This is a genomic window from Hydrogenophaga sp. UC242_50, assembly GCF_042697355.1.
Taxonomy (GTDB): Bacteria; Pseudomonadota; Gammaproteobacteria; order Burkholderiales; family Burkholderiaceae_C; genus Hydrogenophaga.
Map to the genome: position 1 here is coordinate 1,643,455 of NZ_CP170553.1, position 14,626 is coordinate 1,658,080.

11 protein-coding genes and 3 pseudogenes are annotated in these 14,626 nt (G+C 69.8%); 10 read left to right on the forward strand and 4 right to left on the reverse strand.

The window, feature by feature from the left end:
- Position 1: 1 nt before the first annotated feature.
- Both ACFJGX_RS08455 and ACFJGX_RS08460 read left to right on the forward strand, forming a co-directional pair.
- Complete coding sequence (locus tag ACFJGX_RS08455) at positions 2–1,129, forward strand: YbdK family carboxylate-amine ligase (RefSeq protein ID WP_291121182.1); 1,128 nt, start codon at positions 2–4, stop codon at positions 1,127–1,129.
- A 163-nt stretch (positions 1,130–1,292) separates the two neighbouring features.
- Positions 1,293–1,550, forward strand: coding sequence for a hypothetical protein (locus ACFJGX_RS08460; RefSeq protein WP_382154047.1), 258 nt, complete (start codon positions 1,293–1,295; stop codon positions 1,548–1,550).
- Between the two features lie 3 nt (positions 1,551–1,553).
- Here ACFJGX_RS08460 and ACFJGX_RS08465 read toward each other — a convergent pair whose 3' ends face one another.
- Positions 1,554–2,378: an ABC transporter permease gene (locus ACFJGX_RS08465; protein WP_382321988.1), complete on the reverse strand. Its 825-nt coding sequence runs from the start codon at positions 2,376–2,378 to the stop codon at positions 1,554–1,556.
- A gap of 3 nt (positions 2,379–2,381) precedes the next feature.
- Positions 2,382–3,317 (reverse strand): ATP-binding cassette domain-containing protein, encoded by a 936-nt coding sequence (locus ACFJGX_RS08470; protein WP_382321986.1) that lies wholly within the window; start codon positions 3,315–3,317, stop codon positions 2,382–2,384.
- Positions 3,318–3,418: 101 nt separating this feature from the next.
- On the opposite strand from ACFJGX_RS08470, the gene asd reads away from it, so the two are divergent.
- The 5 genes and pseudogenes from asd to ACFJGX_RS08495 all read left to right on the forward strand — a co-directional run bounded on the left by asd (position 3,419) and on the right by ACFJGX_RS08495 (position 7,501).
- Entirely contained in the window at positions 3,419–4,270 is an 852-nt protein-coding gene (gene asd / locus ACFJGX_RS08475; RefSeq protein WP_382328196.1) for an archaetidylserine decarboxylase, read from the forward strand.
- Positions 4,271–4,301: 31 nt separating this feature from the next.
- Positions 4,302–5,505 (forward strand): annotated as a pseudogene (purT, locus tag ACFJGX_RS08480) (formate-dependent phosphoribosylglycinamide formyltransferase).
- Positions 5,506–5,626: 121 nt separating this feature from the next.
- A complete protein-coding gene (locus ACFJGX_RS08485) occupies positions 5,627–6,175 on the forward strand; it encodes a DUF3455 domain-containing protein (protein WP_382321982.1) in 549 nt (182 codons plus the stop codon).
- A 25-nt stretch (positions 6,176–6,200) separates the two neighbouring features.
- On the forward strand, positions 6,201–6,803 hold the full coding sequence (locus ACFJGX_RS08490) for a sigma-70 family RNA polymerase sigma factor (protein ID WP_382321980.1): 603 nt from the start codon (positions 6,201–6,203) through the stop codon (positions 6,801–6,803).
- Entirely contained in the window at positions 6,800–7,501 is a 702-nt protein-coding gene (locus ACFJGX_RS08495) for an anti-sigma factor domain-containing protein (protein ID WP_382321978.1), read from the forward strand. Before ACFJGX_RS08490 ends, ACFJGX_RS08495 begins: the two co-directional genes overlap by 4 nt.
- Here the strand turns inward: ACFJGX_RS08495 and ACFJGX_RS08500 are convergent.
- A pseudogene (locus ACFJGX_RS08500) lies at positions 7,488–9,792 on the reverse strand (molybdopterin cofactor-binding domain-containing protein). The gene ACFJGX_RS08495 and the pseudogene ACFJGX_RS08500 overlap by 14 nt on opposite strands.
- Positions 9,793–9,960: 168 nt before the next feature.
- On the opposite strand from ACFJGX_RS08500, the gene ACFJGX_RS08505 reads away from it, so the two are divergent.
- Positions 9,961–10,509, forward strand: a complete 549-nt coding sequence (locus ACFJGX_RS08505) for a DUF2846 domain-containing protein (RefSeq protein WP_382325741.1) — start codon at positions 9,961–9,963, stop codon at positions 10,507–10,509.
- Entirely contained in the window at positions 10,506–11,756 is a 1,251-nt protein-coding gene (locus tag ACFJGX_RS08510; protein WP_382321976.1) for a S1C family serine protease, read from the forward strand. The genes ACFJGX_RS08505 and ACFJGX_RS08510 overlap by 4 nt, the downstream gene beginning before the upstream one ends.
- 15 nt (positions 11,757–11,771) lie before the next feature.
- Here ACFJGX_RS08510 and ACFJGX_RS08515 read toward each other — a convergent pair.
- A pseudogene (locus ACFJGX_RS08515) lies at positions 11,772–13,279 on the reverse strand (AMP nucleosidase).
- Between the two features lie 61 nt (positions 13,280–13,340).
- Between ACFJGX_RS08515 and ACFJGX_RS08520 the strand changes: the two are divergent.
- Positions 13,341–14,621: an MgtC/SapB family protein gene (locus tag ACFJGX_RS08520; RefSeq protein ID WP_382328198.1), complete on the forward strand. Its 1,281-nt coding sequence runs from the start codon at positions 13,341–13,343 to the stop codon at positions 14,619–14,621.
- Positions 14,622–14,626 lie beyond the last annotated feature (5 nt).

Here is a 14,626-nt window from a genome sequence, read left to right on the forward strand (position 1 = left end):
CATGCCTTTGGAAGCCTTCAAATCCTCCGACTCGCTGACCATGGGCGTCGAGCTCGAACTGCAGCTCGTCAACACCTACGACCTCGATCTGTCCAGCAGCGCCAACGACCTGCTGGAGCTGCTGCGGCGCAAGCCGTTCCCGGGCGTGGTCACGCCCGAAATGACGCAGAGCATGATCGAGATCGCGACCGACGTGCAGCGCGAACACGGCCCCCTGCTCGCGCAGCTGCAGCAGATCCGCGACACCCTGGTGAGCGCGGGCGACCGGCTCAACATCGAGCTCTCGGGCGGCGGCACGCACCCGTTCCAGCGCTGGTTCGAGCAGCGCATCTTCTCCAAGCCGCGCTTCGAGCAGCTTTCGGGCCTGTACGGTTACCTCGCCAAGCAGTTCACCGTGTTCGGCCAGCACGTGCACATCGGCTGCGCCAGCGCCGACGAGGCGCTGTTCCTGCTGCACTCGCTCAACCGCTACGTGCCGCACTTCATCGCGCTGTCGGCCTCGTCGCCGTTCTCGCAGGGCGTGGACACGCTGTTCGATTCGGCGCGCCTGAACTCGGTGTTCGCCTTCCCGCTCAGTGGGCGCGCGCCCTTCGTGCTGAGCTGGGAGGAGTTCACCAACGTCTACTTCACCAAGATGGAGAGCACGGGCGTGGTCAAATCCATGAAGGACTTCTACTGGGACATCCGGCCCAAGCCCGAGTACGGCACCATCGAACTGCGCGTGTGCGACACGCCCCTGACGGTGGAGCGCGCGGCGGGGCTGGCGTGTTACCTGCAGGCGCTGTGCCGCCACCTGCTGGAGCGGCGCGAGCTGCCGCCGGAAGAAGACGATTACCTGGTCTACACCTACAACCGTTTCCAGGCCTGCCGCTTCGGCCTGGACGGCATGATGGTCAACCCCAAGACGCGCGAGCAGATCAGCATCCGCGAGGACATCCTCGCCACGCTGCGCCACCTCACGCCCCATGGCGTGGCGCTGAATTCGCTCGCGGCGCTGGACGAGATCGAGCGCACGGCCGGCCGTGTGGGCAACCACGCGACCTACCTGCGCAACCAGTTCAAGGAAAGTGGCAGCGTGCAGTCGGTGGTGCGCGCCAGCGTGGAGGCGCTGCGCGGCCCCCGTTCGTGATGCAGTTCACGAACCGCCTGTAGGGACAACGCACGCTCTGTCAGCGAAGTTCCTACAGCGCGAATGGCGGGGCGCCGACTTAACGTTCCAGGGGGGCGCCGGTACAGTTTGTTTCATCGACAGCCCATTTGTCACCGTTCAAACCCACCCCAGGGAGCCCCCCATGTCCACCACCGCCACCCGCCTCAACCCCTTCGTCCTGATGCTCGATCCGGAAGCCGTGATCAGCGCCATGGAGACCAGCGCCAACCTGCGCGGCATCCGCAGCCGCATCTGCCGCCCGCTGGACAAGCCCCTGATTCCCAAGATCTTCGACACCGCCGCCCGCGAGTTCGACGCCGTGATCGAAGCCGAAGACTTCATCGACACCGGCAGCGAGCTGTACAGCGACGCCCAGCCTGCGCTGCGCGCCGTCCACTGAGGTCTACTTGGCAAACCTTTTGCGCGTGAGCGCGAGGGCGAGCCAGAAGGCGCCTACCGTGTAGGCGAGCAGCACCCCGCCGTGCAGCCAGGCCTGCGTGGGCCACTGGTCCATGAACAGGGGCCGCACCAGCTCCACCGCATTGGTCAGTGGCAGCCAGTCCGAGATCTGCCGCACCACCCCGGGCAACTGCTCGCGCGGAAAGAACACCCCCGAGAGAAACATCATGGGGGTCAGGAACAGGGTGAAGTAGTAGGTGAAGAAGTCATAGCCCTTGGCCAGGGCGTTGAACACCAGGGCGATGCACGAGAACGTGATACCCACCCCCAGCAGCACCGGCCAGGCCAGCAGCAGCTTGGGGGAATGGCTGATGCCCAGCGCGAGCATCACGCCCAGGATGGCCGTCACCGTGAACAGGGCCTTGAAGCCCGCCCACAGCATTTCCGCCAGCACCACGTCGTCCAGGCTCACCGGCGCGTTCATGATGCCGTCCCAGGTCTTCTGCACGTGCATGCGCGAGAAGGCCGAGTACAGCGCCTCGAAGCTGGCCGCGTTCATCGCGCTCATGCAGATGCTGCCGCTGGCCAGGAACAGGATGTAGGGCACGGCCACGCTGCCGCCTTGCGGCGTGCCCAGGTTGACCTGGCCCACCAGCGCGCCCATGCCGTAGCCGAAGGCGACCAGCCACATCAGCGGCTCGGCGATGTTGCCCACCAGGCTGGGGATGGCGAGCTTGCGCCAGACCAGCAGGTTGCGCAGGAAGACGGGCCACCAGCGCATGGACAGGCGCGGTGGGGACCAGGGGGAGGGGGTGTGGGTGGTGCTCATGGGTCAGCCGTCCTCGCGGATCTGGCGACCCGTGAGTTTGAGAAAGAGGTCTTCCAGGTTGGCGGGCCGGTGCAGGGTGCGCAGGTGGTGGTGCTCGCCGAGCGCGGCCAGCAGCGGCAGGGCCTGGGCGGTGTAGAAGAACACGGTCTCGCCGCTCACCTCCACGCGTGCGGCGAGGGCGCGCAGCGCGGCGTGGCCTTCGTCATGGGCCAGCGCCAGCGCGCCGTTGCCGTAGACCTCCACCACGTCGGGCTCCAGGTGCTGCGCGATCAGCTCGCGCGGCCGGCCTTCGGCGATCTTGCGGCCGTGGTCCAGCACCAGCAGGCGCGAGCACAGGCGCTCGGCCTCGTCCATGAAGTGCGTGGTCAGCAGGATGCTCTTGCCTTGCTGCAGCAGCATCTGCAGGCGCTCCCACATCAGGTGGCGCGCCTGTGGGTCCAGGCCGGTGGTGGGCTCGTCGAGCATCAGCAGGCGCGGGTCGTTGACCAGCGCGCGCGCCAGCGAGAGGCGCCGTTTCATGCCACCCGAGAGTTCGCCCGGCTTGGCGTTGGCCTTGTGCGAGAGCGCGGCGAACTCCAGCAGCTTAGGGATGCGTTCGCGGACGGTGGCCGCCGGCAGCCCGAAGTAGCGGCCGTACACCAGCAGGTTCTCGGCGCAGTCGAAGTCCGGGTCCAGGGTGTCCATCTGGCTCACCACGCCGAGCTGGGCCTTGATGGCCAACGCGTCGCGCGGCATGTCCTGGCCGAAGGCGGTGATGGTGCCGGCGTCGGGCGCGGTCAGGCCCAGGCACATGCGGATGGTGGTGGTCTTGCCGGCGCCGTTGGGCCCGATCACGCCCAGGCATTCACCGGGGCCGATGGCAAAACTCAGGTCGTTCACCACGGTGCTGTCGCCATAGCGTTTGACGAGGTGTTGGCATTCGAACAGGGCGTCTTTCATGTGCCGGCATTGTGCCCGCTCGCACCGTAGCGCCTGGGGCCGGCCCCTACAATGCGGGGCTGCCCGCCAGGGTCTTGTCCCCGCCACCGTCCTGCCCACCCATGTCATTCGCCGTTGCCCTGCAATACGTTTTCCCGAAGCGCGCACTCACTGTGTTTGGGGGCTGGGTGGCGAACGGCCGCTGGGGGGGCATCACGCAGTGGATCATCCGCCGCTTCATCCGCAAGTACGGCGTGAACATGGCGGAGGCCGCGAACCCCGACCCACAGGCCTACGCCAGCTTCAATCAGTTCTTCACCCGCGCGCTGCGCGCCGATGCCCGCCCGCTGGCCGATGCGGCCTTCGTCTGTCCGGTGGATGGCGCCATCAGCCAGTTCGGCGCGATCGCGCGCGACCAGATCTACCAGGCCAAGGGCCACACCTACAGCACGCGCGCGCTGGTGGGCGGTGACGCCGCCCTGGCCGCGCTGTTCGACGACGGCGCCTTCGCCACCATCTACCTCAGCCCGCGCGACTACCACCGCATCCACATGCCGGCTGCGGCCACGCTGCGCCGCATGATCCACGTGCCGGGCGACCTGTTCTCGGTCAACCCGGCCACGGCCCAGGGCGTGCCCGGCCTGTTCGCGCGCAACGAGCGCGTGGTGTGCGTGTTCGACCTGCAGGTGGGCGAGACCACCGTGCCCTTCGTGCAGGTGCTGGTGGGCGCGACCATCGTGGGCAGCACCGCCACCACCTGGCACGGCGTGGTGAACCCGCCGCGCCCGGGCACGGTGCGCGAGTGGTCCTACAACGACCAGCCGCTGCACCTGCAGCGCGGCGAGGAAATGGGCCGCTTCCTGCTCGGCTCCACCGTGGTGCTGCTGTGGCCGCGCGACACGATCGCCTTCAACCCCGACTGGGCACCCGGCAACGCCGTGCGCCTGGGCGAGGCCATGGGCCAGTCCCTCTGAACATTTCCCTTTCTTTCTTCCGGAGCTTCACATGACCACGCTGGGCACCCCTTTGTCTCCTTCGGCCACCCGGGTCATGCTGCTGGGTTCGGGCGAGCTCGGCAAGGAGGTGCTGATCGCGCTGCAGCGCCTGGGCGTGGAGACCATCGCGGTGGACCGCTACGAGAATGCCCCGGGCCAGCAGGTGGCGCACCACGCGCGCACCATCACCATGAGCGACCCGGCGCAGCTCAAGGCGCTGATCGAGGCCGAGCGCCCGCACCTGGTGGTGCCCGAGATCGAAGCCATCGCCACGCCCATGCTGCAGGAGCTCGAAGCCGCTGGCGTGGTGCGCGTGATCCCCCACCGCCCGAGCCGCGCGCCTGACCATGGACCGCGAAGGCATCCGCCGCCTGGCCGCCGAGACCCTGGGCCTGCCCACCAGCCCCTACAAGTTCTGCGATTCGCTCGACGAGCTGCAGGCCGCCATCGACGGCGGCATCGGCTACCCCTGCATCGTCAAGCCGGTGATGAGCAGCAGCGGCAAGGGCCAGAGCAAGATCGACGGCCCCGCCGACGTGAAGACCGCGTGGGACTGCGCGATGTCGGGCGGGCGCGTCGGCCCGGGCCGCATCATCGTGGAAGGCTTCATCGACTTCGACTACGAGATCACCCAGCTCACCGTGCGCGCGCGCGGCGCCGACGGCGGCATCGAGACGCACTTCTGCGATCCGATCGGCCACGTGCAGGTGAGCGGCGACTACGTGGAGAGCTGGCAGCCGCACCCCATGACGCCCAAGGCGCTGGCCGAGTCGCGCCGCATCGCCCAGGCCGTGACCGACGACCTCGGCGGCCAGGGCCTGTTCGGCGTGGAGCTGTTCGTCAAGGGCGACCAGGTCTGGTTCAGCGAGGTCAGCCCGCGCCCGCACGACACCGGCATGGTCACCATGATCACCCAGTGGCAGAACGAGTTCGAGCTGCACGCGCGCGCCATCCTGGGCCTGCCGGTCTCCACCACGCTCAAGAGCCCGGGTGCCAGCGCCGTCATCTACGGCGGCGTCGAGGCCACGGGCATCGCCTTCGACGGCGTGGACGAGGCCCTGCAGGTGCCGCAGACCGAGCTGCGCCTGTTCGGCAAGCCCGAGAGCTTCACCAAGCGCCGCATGGGCGTGGCGCTGGCGTTCGACGCCGACGTGGAGCGCGCCCGCACCCAGGCCAAGCTGGCGGCCTCGAAGGTCCGGCCGCGCAAGGCCTGAACCCCGGCCCGAAGTTTTTTTTGCATCCGGCTGCATCCAAAACGCCGGTTGGCGAGTAGTGGAAGCAGTGGCGCCGTTTTTTGCGCTGCTGCCCACAACCCCAACCCCGAGGAGTTTTGCCATGCTGTTCAAATCCACCCTGGCCGCCGCAGCGGTGCTTGCCATGACCGCCTGCGCTTCCCACATGGGCTCGCCCGCCATGATGTATTCGCAGGCCAGCCTGCCCGACGCCGTGAAGGTGCCGGCCGGCCACAAGGTCGCCTGGGAAACCGTGGGCGTCGGCCAGATCACCTACGAGTGCAAGGTCAAGGCCAACATGCCTGGCCAGCACGAATGGGTGTTCGGCGGCCCCGACGCCAAGCTGCTGGACCGCAGCGGCAAGCAGGTCGGCAAGTACTACGGCCCGCCCGCCACCTGGGAAGCCATGGACGGCTCCAAGTTCACCGCCACCCAGGTCGCCGTGGCGCCCAACGGCGACGCGAACATCCCCCTGCAGCTTGTGAAGGCCAACCCCGCCATGGGCATGGGCGCCCTGAATGGCGTGACCTACACCCAGCGCGTGGCGACCAAGGGCGGCATCGCACCGACCTCCGCCTGCGGTGCCGCCAACGTGGGCGCCAAGCAGGTCGTGCAGTACCAGGCCGACTACATCTTCTACAAGGCATCCTGAGCGGGCGGGGCTGCCGTCGGCTAGGATGGCCGGCAGCCCCGCACTTTCGCGAGCACCGCCCTTGCCCCCATCCGACCCCGACGCTTTCGACCACGATGCCGCCCTGGCCGCCTGTGCGCGGGGCGATCGTGCGGCCCTGCGCCGCCTGTACGAGCACGAAGGCCGTTACCTGCTGGGGGTGGCGCTGCGCATCGTGCGCGACCGCGCCACTGCTGAAGACGTGTTGCACGACGCTTTCATGAACATCTGGACCCGCGCCGCCACTTTCGACGCCCGCCGTGGCGCGGGCCGGGGGTGGATGTACGGCATCGTGCGCCACCGCGCCCTCGATGCCGTGCGCTCGGGTGCGCGCACCGTGTCGGCCGACGAGGCGCAGATGGACGCGCTGCAGGCCGAGGACCCGCCCGCCGCGCCCGACATGGCCGAGGCCTTCGCGCTGCGCGCCGACCTCGGCCGGCTCGACGACTGCCTGGCGCGCCTGGACACGCCCAAGCGCAACTGCGTGCTCTACGCGTACCTGGACGGTTGCAGCCACAGCGAGATCGCCGAGCGCCTGGGCGCGCCGCTGGGCTCGGTGAAGGCCTGGATCCGCCGCGGGCTGGCGTCGTTGCGGGAGTGCCTGGCATGACCGCCCTTGATCCGATCGACGAACTGGCTGCGGCCTACGTGCTGGGCACGCTCTCGGCGGGGCAGCGGCGCGAGGTGCAGGCGCGCTTGCCCACCGATGCCGCCTTGCGCGACGCGGTCGACGGCTGGGAAGGCCGGCTGCTGCCGCTGACCGCCTTGGTCGAGGCGGTGGAGCCCTCGCCCGCGCTGTGGACGCGCATCGAACGCGCCATCGCCCCCCCACGCGCAGCGGCCAAGGCCAGCGCCTGGCAGACCTGGTGGAGCAGCCTGGGCTTCTGGCGCGCGGTGGCCGCCACCGGTTTCGTGGCCGCGTCGGTGGTCGCGCTGCTGCCGTCCACCGGCCTGTTCGCGCCGGCCGCGCCTCAATACATGGTGGTGCTGGTCGCGCCCAACGGCACGGCCCCGGGCTGGGTGGTGCAGACCAGCGGCGCCAACAGCTTGCGGCTGGTGCCACTGGGCACCACGGCCGTGCCCGAGCAGCGCTCGCTGCAGTTCTGGACCAAGGCCGACGACTGGAACGCGCCGGTCTCGCTGGGCCTGGTGCAACCGGGCCAGCCGCTGGAAGTGAAGCTCGACCAGCTGCCGCCGCTGGTGCCCAACCAGCTGTTCGAGATCACGCTGGAGCCCTACAACGGCTCGCCCACCGGCCGCCCGACCGGGCCGATCCTCTACATCGGGCGCGCGGTCAAGCTGACCTGAGCGGCAGGCTGCGGTGGCGCTGGCCGGTCAGCGCGAACAGCGCGTTCGCCACCGCCGGGGCGATCGGCGGCAGGCCAGGCTCGCCCACGCCTTCGGGCGGCGCGCTGCTCGGGACGATCAGCACCTCGACCGCCGTCATCTCGTGGAAACGCAGCACCGGCTGGTCGTGGAAGTTGCTGGCCTGCACCTGGCCGTTGACGATGTCCACCTGGCCGTACAGGGCCGCCGAGAGGCCGTAGACGATGGCGCTCTCCATCTGTTGCGCGATGCCGGTCGGGTTGACCGCCGTGCCGCAGTCGACGGCGCACCACACGCGGTGCACGCGGATGGTTTTGTCGGCGGCCAGCGAGACCTCGGCCACCTGCGCGACGATGGAGCCGAAGGACTCGTGCAAGGCGATGCCGCGCGCGGTCTTGGCGCCGTCGGGCGCGGGCGGCGAAGCCGTGCCCCAGCCGCCGGCCTGGGCCGCCGCCTGCAGCACCGCGAGGTGCCGGGGATGGCGCTGCAGCAGCCGTTCGCGAAAGACCAGCGGGTCGGTGCCGGCGGCGTGCGCGGCCTCGTCGACGAAGCTTTCCTTGAAGAAAGCCTGGTGCGAATGGCCTACCGAGCGCCAGAAACCCACCTGCAAGGGCAGGGCGACGGCGGCGTGCGCGATGCGCGCGGCCGGCCATTCGTAGGGCTGGTCGAACGCGCCTTCCGAGGTGGTCTTGTCCGGCCCGCCGCCGGGCAGGCCGAACAGGCGGCCCAGCACCTGCGGCACGATGGCCTGGCCCGCGCTGGTGTTCTGCCAGGCCACGAGCTGCCCCTGGGCATCGAAGCCGGCCTTGAAGCGCGAGACGCAGGCCGGGCGGTAGATGTCGTGGCGCAGGTCCTGCTCGCGCGACCACAGCGTCTGCACCGGCGCGCCGGGCACGGCCTTGGCGATGGAGGCGGCCTGGGCGATGAAGTCCACCTCCAGCCGCCGGCCGAAGCCGCCGCCCAGCAGCATCACGTGCACCGTCACCGCCTCGGCGGGCAGGCCGAGTGCGTCGGCGGCGGCCTTGCGCGCCAGGCCGGGCACCTGGGTCGAGACCCAGACCGTGGCGCGGTCGCCGTCGAAGCGCACCGTGCAGTTCATGGGCTCCATGGTGGCGTGCGCGAGGTAGGGCGCGCGGTACTCCGCCTCGATGGCGCGCACCGCGCCGGCCATGGCCGCGTCCACGTCGCCTTCGGTGAAGAAGGCAAACCCTTTTTCGGTGTCCAGCGTGCGCGCGAGCTGCTCCATCGCGTCGGCGCTCTGGAAGTTCGCGAGTTCGCCCGCGTCCCATTCGATCTTCAGCGCCTCGGCCGCCTGCTTGGCGCGCCAGGGGTGGTCGGCGATCACGGCCACGCCGCCGGTGCCACCGTGGCGGGGCTCGAACGGGACCACCGTGCGCACGCCCGGCATGGCCTGGGCGGCGGCCGCGTCGAAGCGGGTGGCGCGGCCGCGCAGGGTGCGGCACATCTGCACGCTCGCGTGCAGCAGGCCTTCGGGCCGCGCGTCGATGCCGAAGCGCGCGCTGCCATCGGTCTTGCTCGCGGCCTCGATGCGGTTCGTGGGCCGGCCGATCAGCTTGAACTGGGCGGGCGTCTTGAGCGTGGGCGAGCGCGGCAGGCGCTGCTGCGCGGCCGCGCCGGCCAGGCTGCCGTAGCCCGCGCGCTGCCCGGCGGGGCCGAGCACCTCGCCGTTCTCGGTGCGGCAGTGGCCGGGCTCGGTGTTCCATTGCCGGGCCGCGGCGCTCACCAGCATCTCGCGCGCCGAAGCCCCGGCCTCGCGCATCGGCAGCCACAGGTCCTTCACGCTCGACGAGCCGCCGGTCATCATCACGCCGATCTCGCGCATGGCCTTGGCCGCCATCCAGCGCGCCGCGTCCAGCACCCGACTCTCGGTGTCCGGGTGCACCGGCAAGCCGTCGACCACGGTGGCGATGTTGTTGTAGATCTTGTCGATGGGCGAGGCCTCGAAGCGCACGCGCGACCAGTCGGCGTCCAGCTCGTCGGCCAGCAGCATGCACAGCGAGGTGCGCAACGCCCTGGCCCATCTCGCTCTTGGCCAGCATCACGGTGACGCCGCCGTCCGCATCGATCTTCACCCAGCCATTGAGGGCCGCCTCGTTCGCGCCCACCGGCAGCGGCTGCGCCGTGGTGAGCCGCTGGCGCGGCGGCAGCACCGACCAGCCCAGCACCAGCGCACCGCTGGCGGCGAGGGTGCCGAGGAGGAACTTGCGTCGGGTGGTGCGCGATGGGGTTTTCCGGTGGGCGGGTCGGCGCAGCTTAAACCCGAAACGCGGCCTGCCGCGTGCGGCGCCTGCACCACGCTGGCTGGTGAAAGTCCCAGGATTTCGTCTTGTTACAAACGGTTAGCATTGGCGCCAATCATGCAATGAGGGGCGATGATGGGCGGAGTTCGTGGGTGGGCGAGCGCATTGGTCTTGCTGGCGGTGGCGCTGTTGTCGGGCTGCGCTGCGGATGGGCACAGTTATCTGGCGGTGACCAGCTCCATACCGCCTTTGAAGGACAACGGTTGCCGTGTGTTCTTCTACCGCACCGACTCGATGGTGGGCGCGGCCATGCAGCCGGAAATACGGCTGGACAACCAAGTCGTTGGCAAGTCACAGCCTGGCGGATTCTTCTACGTGGACACGCACCCTGGCCGCCATCTGGCGAGCTCGCAGACCGAGAACGAGGCGCGGCTGGAGTTCGACATCGAAGCGGGCCAGACCGTGTATGTGGCGTCCAGCATCACGTTTGGCGTGCTGGTCGGTCGGGTGCAGTTGAACCTCCAGCCCGAGGCGGTGGCCTTGTCGGCGCTGTCGCCCTTGCGCTACACCGGCGTCGGAATGGCGCCGACGGCACCGCCCGGCGCGGTGCGGGCGCCAACCACGGAGACCTCCCCACCGGTGGCCTCCAGCCCCAAGCCCCGGGCACGCGTGACGATGGCTGACTTGGAGGCCTTGTTGCCACCGTCGCCTGCCGGAGCCGCACGATGAGCTGGCGCGCCTGGGTCCTGGTGGTGGGAGCCGCCGCAAGCGCTCCCGCGTTGGCGCTTGAGCCCGATGCCCTGTTCGCCAAGGTGGCGCCCAGCGTCTGGACGGTGGTGGCCTCCGATGCCCAGGGGCGCAACCAGTCTCAGGGCAGTGCGGTGGTGATCGGCCCTGGGCGTCTGGTCACCAATTGCCATGTGCTGGCGCGCATGACCCGCTTCCAGGTCGCGAAGGACAACGTGAGCTACGGCGGCAAGCTGGAGTTTCCCGACCCGGAGAACGACCTGTGCCAGATCCGGGTGGATAACTTCCAGGCTCCGGCCATCGAGCTTGCGCCCAGGGACACCTTGCGGGTGGGCGCGCGCGTCTATGCGATCGGAACGCCGCAGGGCCTGGAGGCCACGCTGAGCGATGGCTTGCTGTCCGGCCTGCGCCGCGACGAGCAGGGGCAGTTGCTGTTCGTGCAGACCACCGCGCCCATTTCGCCCGGGTCCAGTGGCGGTGGCCTGTTCGATACCGAAGGCCGGTTGATCGGCATCACCACGCTCATGCGGCGCGAGGCGCAGAACATCAACCTCGCCGTGCCCGCCTACCGCATCACCGAGTTACCTGAGCGAGGGCGCGAGCTGCTCGAACGGCGTGCCGCCGCCAACGCCGCCCGGGTGGCGGCGGCACCGGTAGCCGCGCCTTCGGCGGGCCTGCAGCCGACGGCGCAGCGGCGGGTAGGCGACTGGTTCGAGTATGTGGTGACGGACGCGCAGACCCAGCTCAAGAGCACGGTCAGCCTGAAGGTGGATCGCGTGGACGGCGCTCGCGTCGTTTTCAACGGGGGCGGTCGGGTGGAGGATGAAACCGGCCTCGTGCTGGATTCTTCGTCGCCCGCGCTGCTGGAACTCGATCTGGTGACACCGCCTGGCGGCTGGGCGCCGGGTGGCAAGGTGCTCAACGGGGTGCAGACCTTCAATTTTTCGACCACGAAGGGAGGCGACACCACGACGTTCGACGTCACGGCTGTAGCGTCTCTCTCTCAAACGCTCCGCATGGGCGAGAGTGAGTACAACGCGGTGCGCATCGACGTCCGGGGGTGGGCCTCCCGCCTGCCCGTGCACCGCGTCGCGATGTCGAACCTTCGTTACCAGGCCACGTTGTGGTATTCGCCGGACCTGATGCGGGTCGTGCGCTTCACGCTGGAGCGGTTGGGCAGCACCGACCGCAAGGAAACCGTGGAGCTGGTGCGCGCCGGCCGGGGCTGAGGCCGGCGCCCCGGCTCACTGGAACGCGACTTCCGCGAAGCTGCGCAGCTTGCGGCTGTGCAGCTGGTCCGTGCCGCCGGCGCGCAGGATGTCGATGGCGCGGATGCCGATGCGCAGGTGCTGGTCCACGCGCTCGCGGTAGAAGTGGTTGGCCATGCCGGGCAGCTTGATCTCGCCGTGCAGCGGCTTGTCGCTCACGCACAGCAGGGTGCCGTAGGGCACGCGGAAGCGGAAGCCATTGGCCGCGATGGTGGCGCTCTCCATGTCCAGCGCCACCGCGCGCGACTGCGAGAAGCGGCGTTGCGGCATGTTGTCGGGCAGCAGCTCCCAGTTGCGGTTGTCGGTGCTGCGCAACGGTGCCGGTGCGCATGATGCGCTTGAGCTCGGCCGGCGGCACGCCGGTCACGTCGGCCACGGCGGCTTCGAGCGCGAGCTGGATCTCCGCCAGCGCGGGGATCGGCACCCACAGCGGGAGCTCTTCGTCCAGCACGTGGTCTTCGCGCACGTAGGCGTGGGCCAGCACGTAGTCGCCCAGCTGCTGGCTGGTGCGCAGGCCGGCGCAGTGGCCGAGCATGAGCCAGGCATGCGGGCGCAGCACGGCGATGTGGTCGGTGATGGTCTTGGCGTTGGCCGGGCCCACGCCGATGTTGACCATGGTGATGCCGCTGCGGTCTTCGCGCAGCAGGTGGTAGCCCGGCATCTGCGGCAGGCGCGGCGGTGCGCTGCCGAGTTCGTCGCCGTTCTCGGCGGCCAGGCCGGTGCGGCGCATCACCACGTTGCCCGGTTCGACGAAGGCCACGTACTCGCTGTCGGGGTCGGACATCTCGGCGCGGCCGAGCTTGATGAACTCGTCGATGTAGAACTGGTAGTTGGTGAACATCACGAAGTTCTGGAACCACTCGGGCGCGGTGCCGGTGTAGTGGCGCAGGCGCTGCAGCGAATAGTCCACCCGGGGCGCGGTGAACAGCGAGAGCGGGTGCGCCTCGCCTGCGCGGGGCTCGTGCGTGCCGTTGGCGATGCCGTCGTCCATGGCGGTGAGGTCGGGCAGGTCGAACACGTCGCGCATGAGCGCGCGGCGCATCACGTCCATGCTGCCTTCCACGTGGTCGTGTTCGGCGAACGAGAAGTGGATGGGGATGGGCTGCGTGCTGGTACCCACCTCCAGCTCACCGCCGTGGTTGCGCCAGCAGCAGGCGGAACTGCTCCAGGTAGTAGTCGCTGTACAGGTCGGGCCGGGTCAGGGTGGTTTCGTAGCGCCCGGGGCCGGCCACGAAGCCATAGCTCAGGCGGCTCAGCGGCTGGCCGATGGTGCTGTCCTGGCGCAGCACGCTGTGGGTGTGCAAGCGCACGTAGGGGTAACACGCCCGCACATGGGTCTGCGTGAAATCGCCGCCGGCGACGAAATCGCGCATGGCCTGGCGCAGGAATTCCACGTTGTCCTGGTAGATGCGCTGCACCTGGGCCAGCGCCTCGGCCGGGTCCTTGAAAACGAGCGGTGCGGTGTAGGCAGGTGTTTTTTGCATGCGCTATTGTGGCGCGCCGTTGCCTGGCACCGCAGGACGGCCGAAACTGGAGGAAAACCGCATGTTGCCCATCACCCTGCCCGAATGGACCACCGCCGCCGCCCCGCTGGCGGCCGCGCTGGGCTGCGGGTTGCTGATCGGTGTCGAGCGCGAGCGCCGCAAGGGCGAGGGCCCGGCGCGGGCCTTTGCCGGCCTGCGCACTTTCGCGCTGGTGTGTGTGAGCGGCGCGCTGGCCGCGCTCCTGGGGCACACGGGTCTGGTGCTGATCGGCGCGGCGTTCGTGGCGGCGCTGGGTGTGGTGGCCTATGCGCGCGACCGGTCCGAGGACCCGGGTGCGACCACCGAAGTGGCGCTGCTGCTGACCTACCTGATCGGCGTGGTGTGCGTCTGGCAACTGCCGCTGGCGGCCGCCATGGCCGCCGGGCTGACGGCGCTGCTGGCCGCGCGCGAGCGGCTGCACCATTTCGTGACCGAGTGGCTGCGCCCGGCGGAGATTCGCGACGGCATCGTGCTGGCCGCGCTGGTGCTCGTGGCGCTGCCGCTGATGCCGAACCGGCCCTTGTGGGGGCCGGTGCTCAATCCGGCCACCATCGTGCAGTTGTTGGCGCTGCTGCTGGCGGTCCAGTCGCTGGCCCACCTGTGCCGGCGGCTGCTGCAGGCGCGGCAGGCGGTGGCGTTCTCGGCCTTCGCCTCCGGCTTTGTCTCCAGCACGGCGACCATCGCCACGCTGGGCATGGGCGTGCGCCAGCAGGGCGGCGAGGCCCGTCTGATGGCCGGTGGGGGCTTGTTGTCGTGTGTGCCCACCTTGCTGCAGATGTTGCTGGTGGCGGTGGCGGTCCGCCCGACCTGGCTCCCGGGTTTGTGGTTGCCGGCGTTGGCGGGCGCGCTGCTGGCCGCCTTGTGGGGCGGGTGGCTGGTGCGCGGGGCGCCCATGGAAATGGGCGGCGCGATGGGGTCGTCGCCGCACACCGAGGGCCTGGGAGGGCCGCAGGGCGATCGGATGTTCAGCCTTTGGGGCGCCATTGCCATTGCGGCCTTGCTCGCGGGCATCCAGGTCCTGGTGCATGCGCTGGACCTCTGGCTGGGCGAGGCCGGCGTGTTGGCCGGGACCTTGCTCGCCTCGCTCGTCGACCTGCACTCGGCGCTGGCGGCGGTCTTCGCGTCCGGCGGGCCGCCTGCGGAGGGCGTGCCGTGGGCGGTGATGCTGGCACTGGGCGTGCACGCCCTGAGCAAGAGCGTCACCGCCGTCCTGAGCGGCGGGGCTCGCTACGCGGCGTGGCTGGTGCCCGGGTTGCTGGCGCACACCGCCGTGTGCATGGCCTTGCTGGCCGTGCTTCGCTGAGCCTG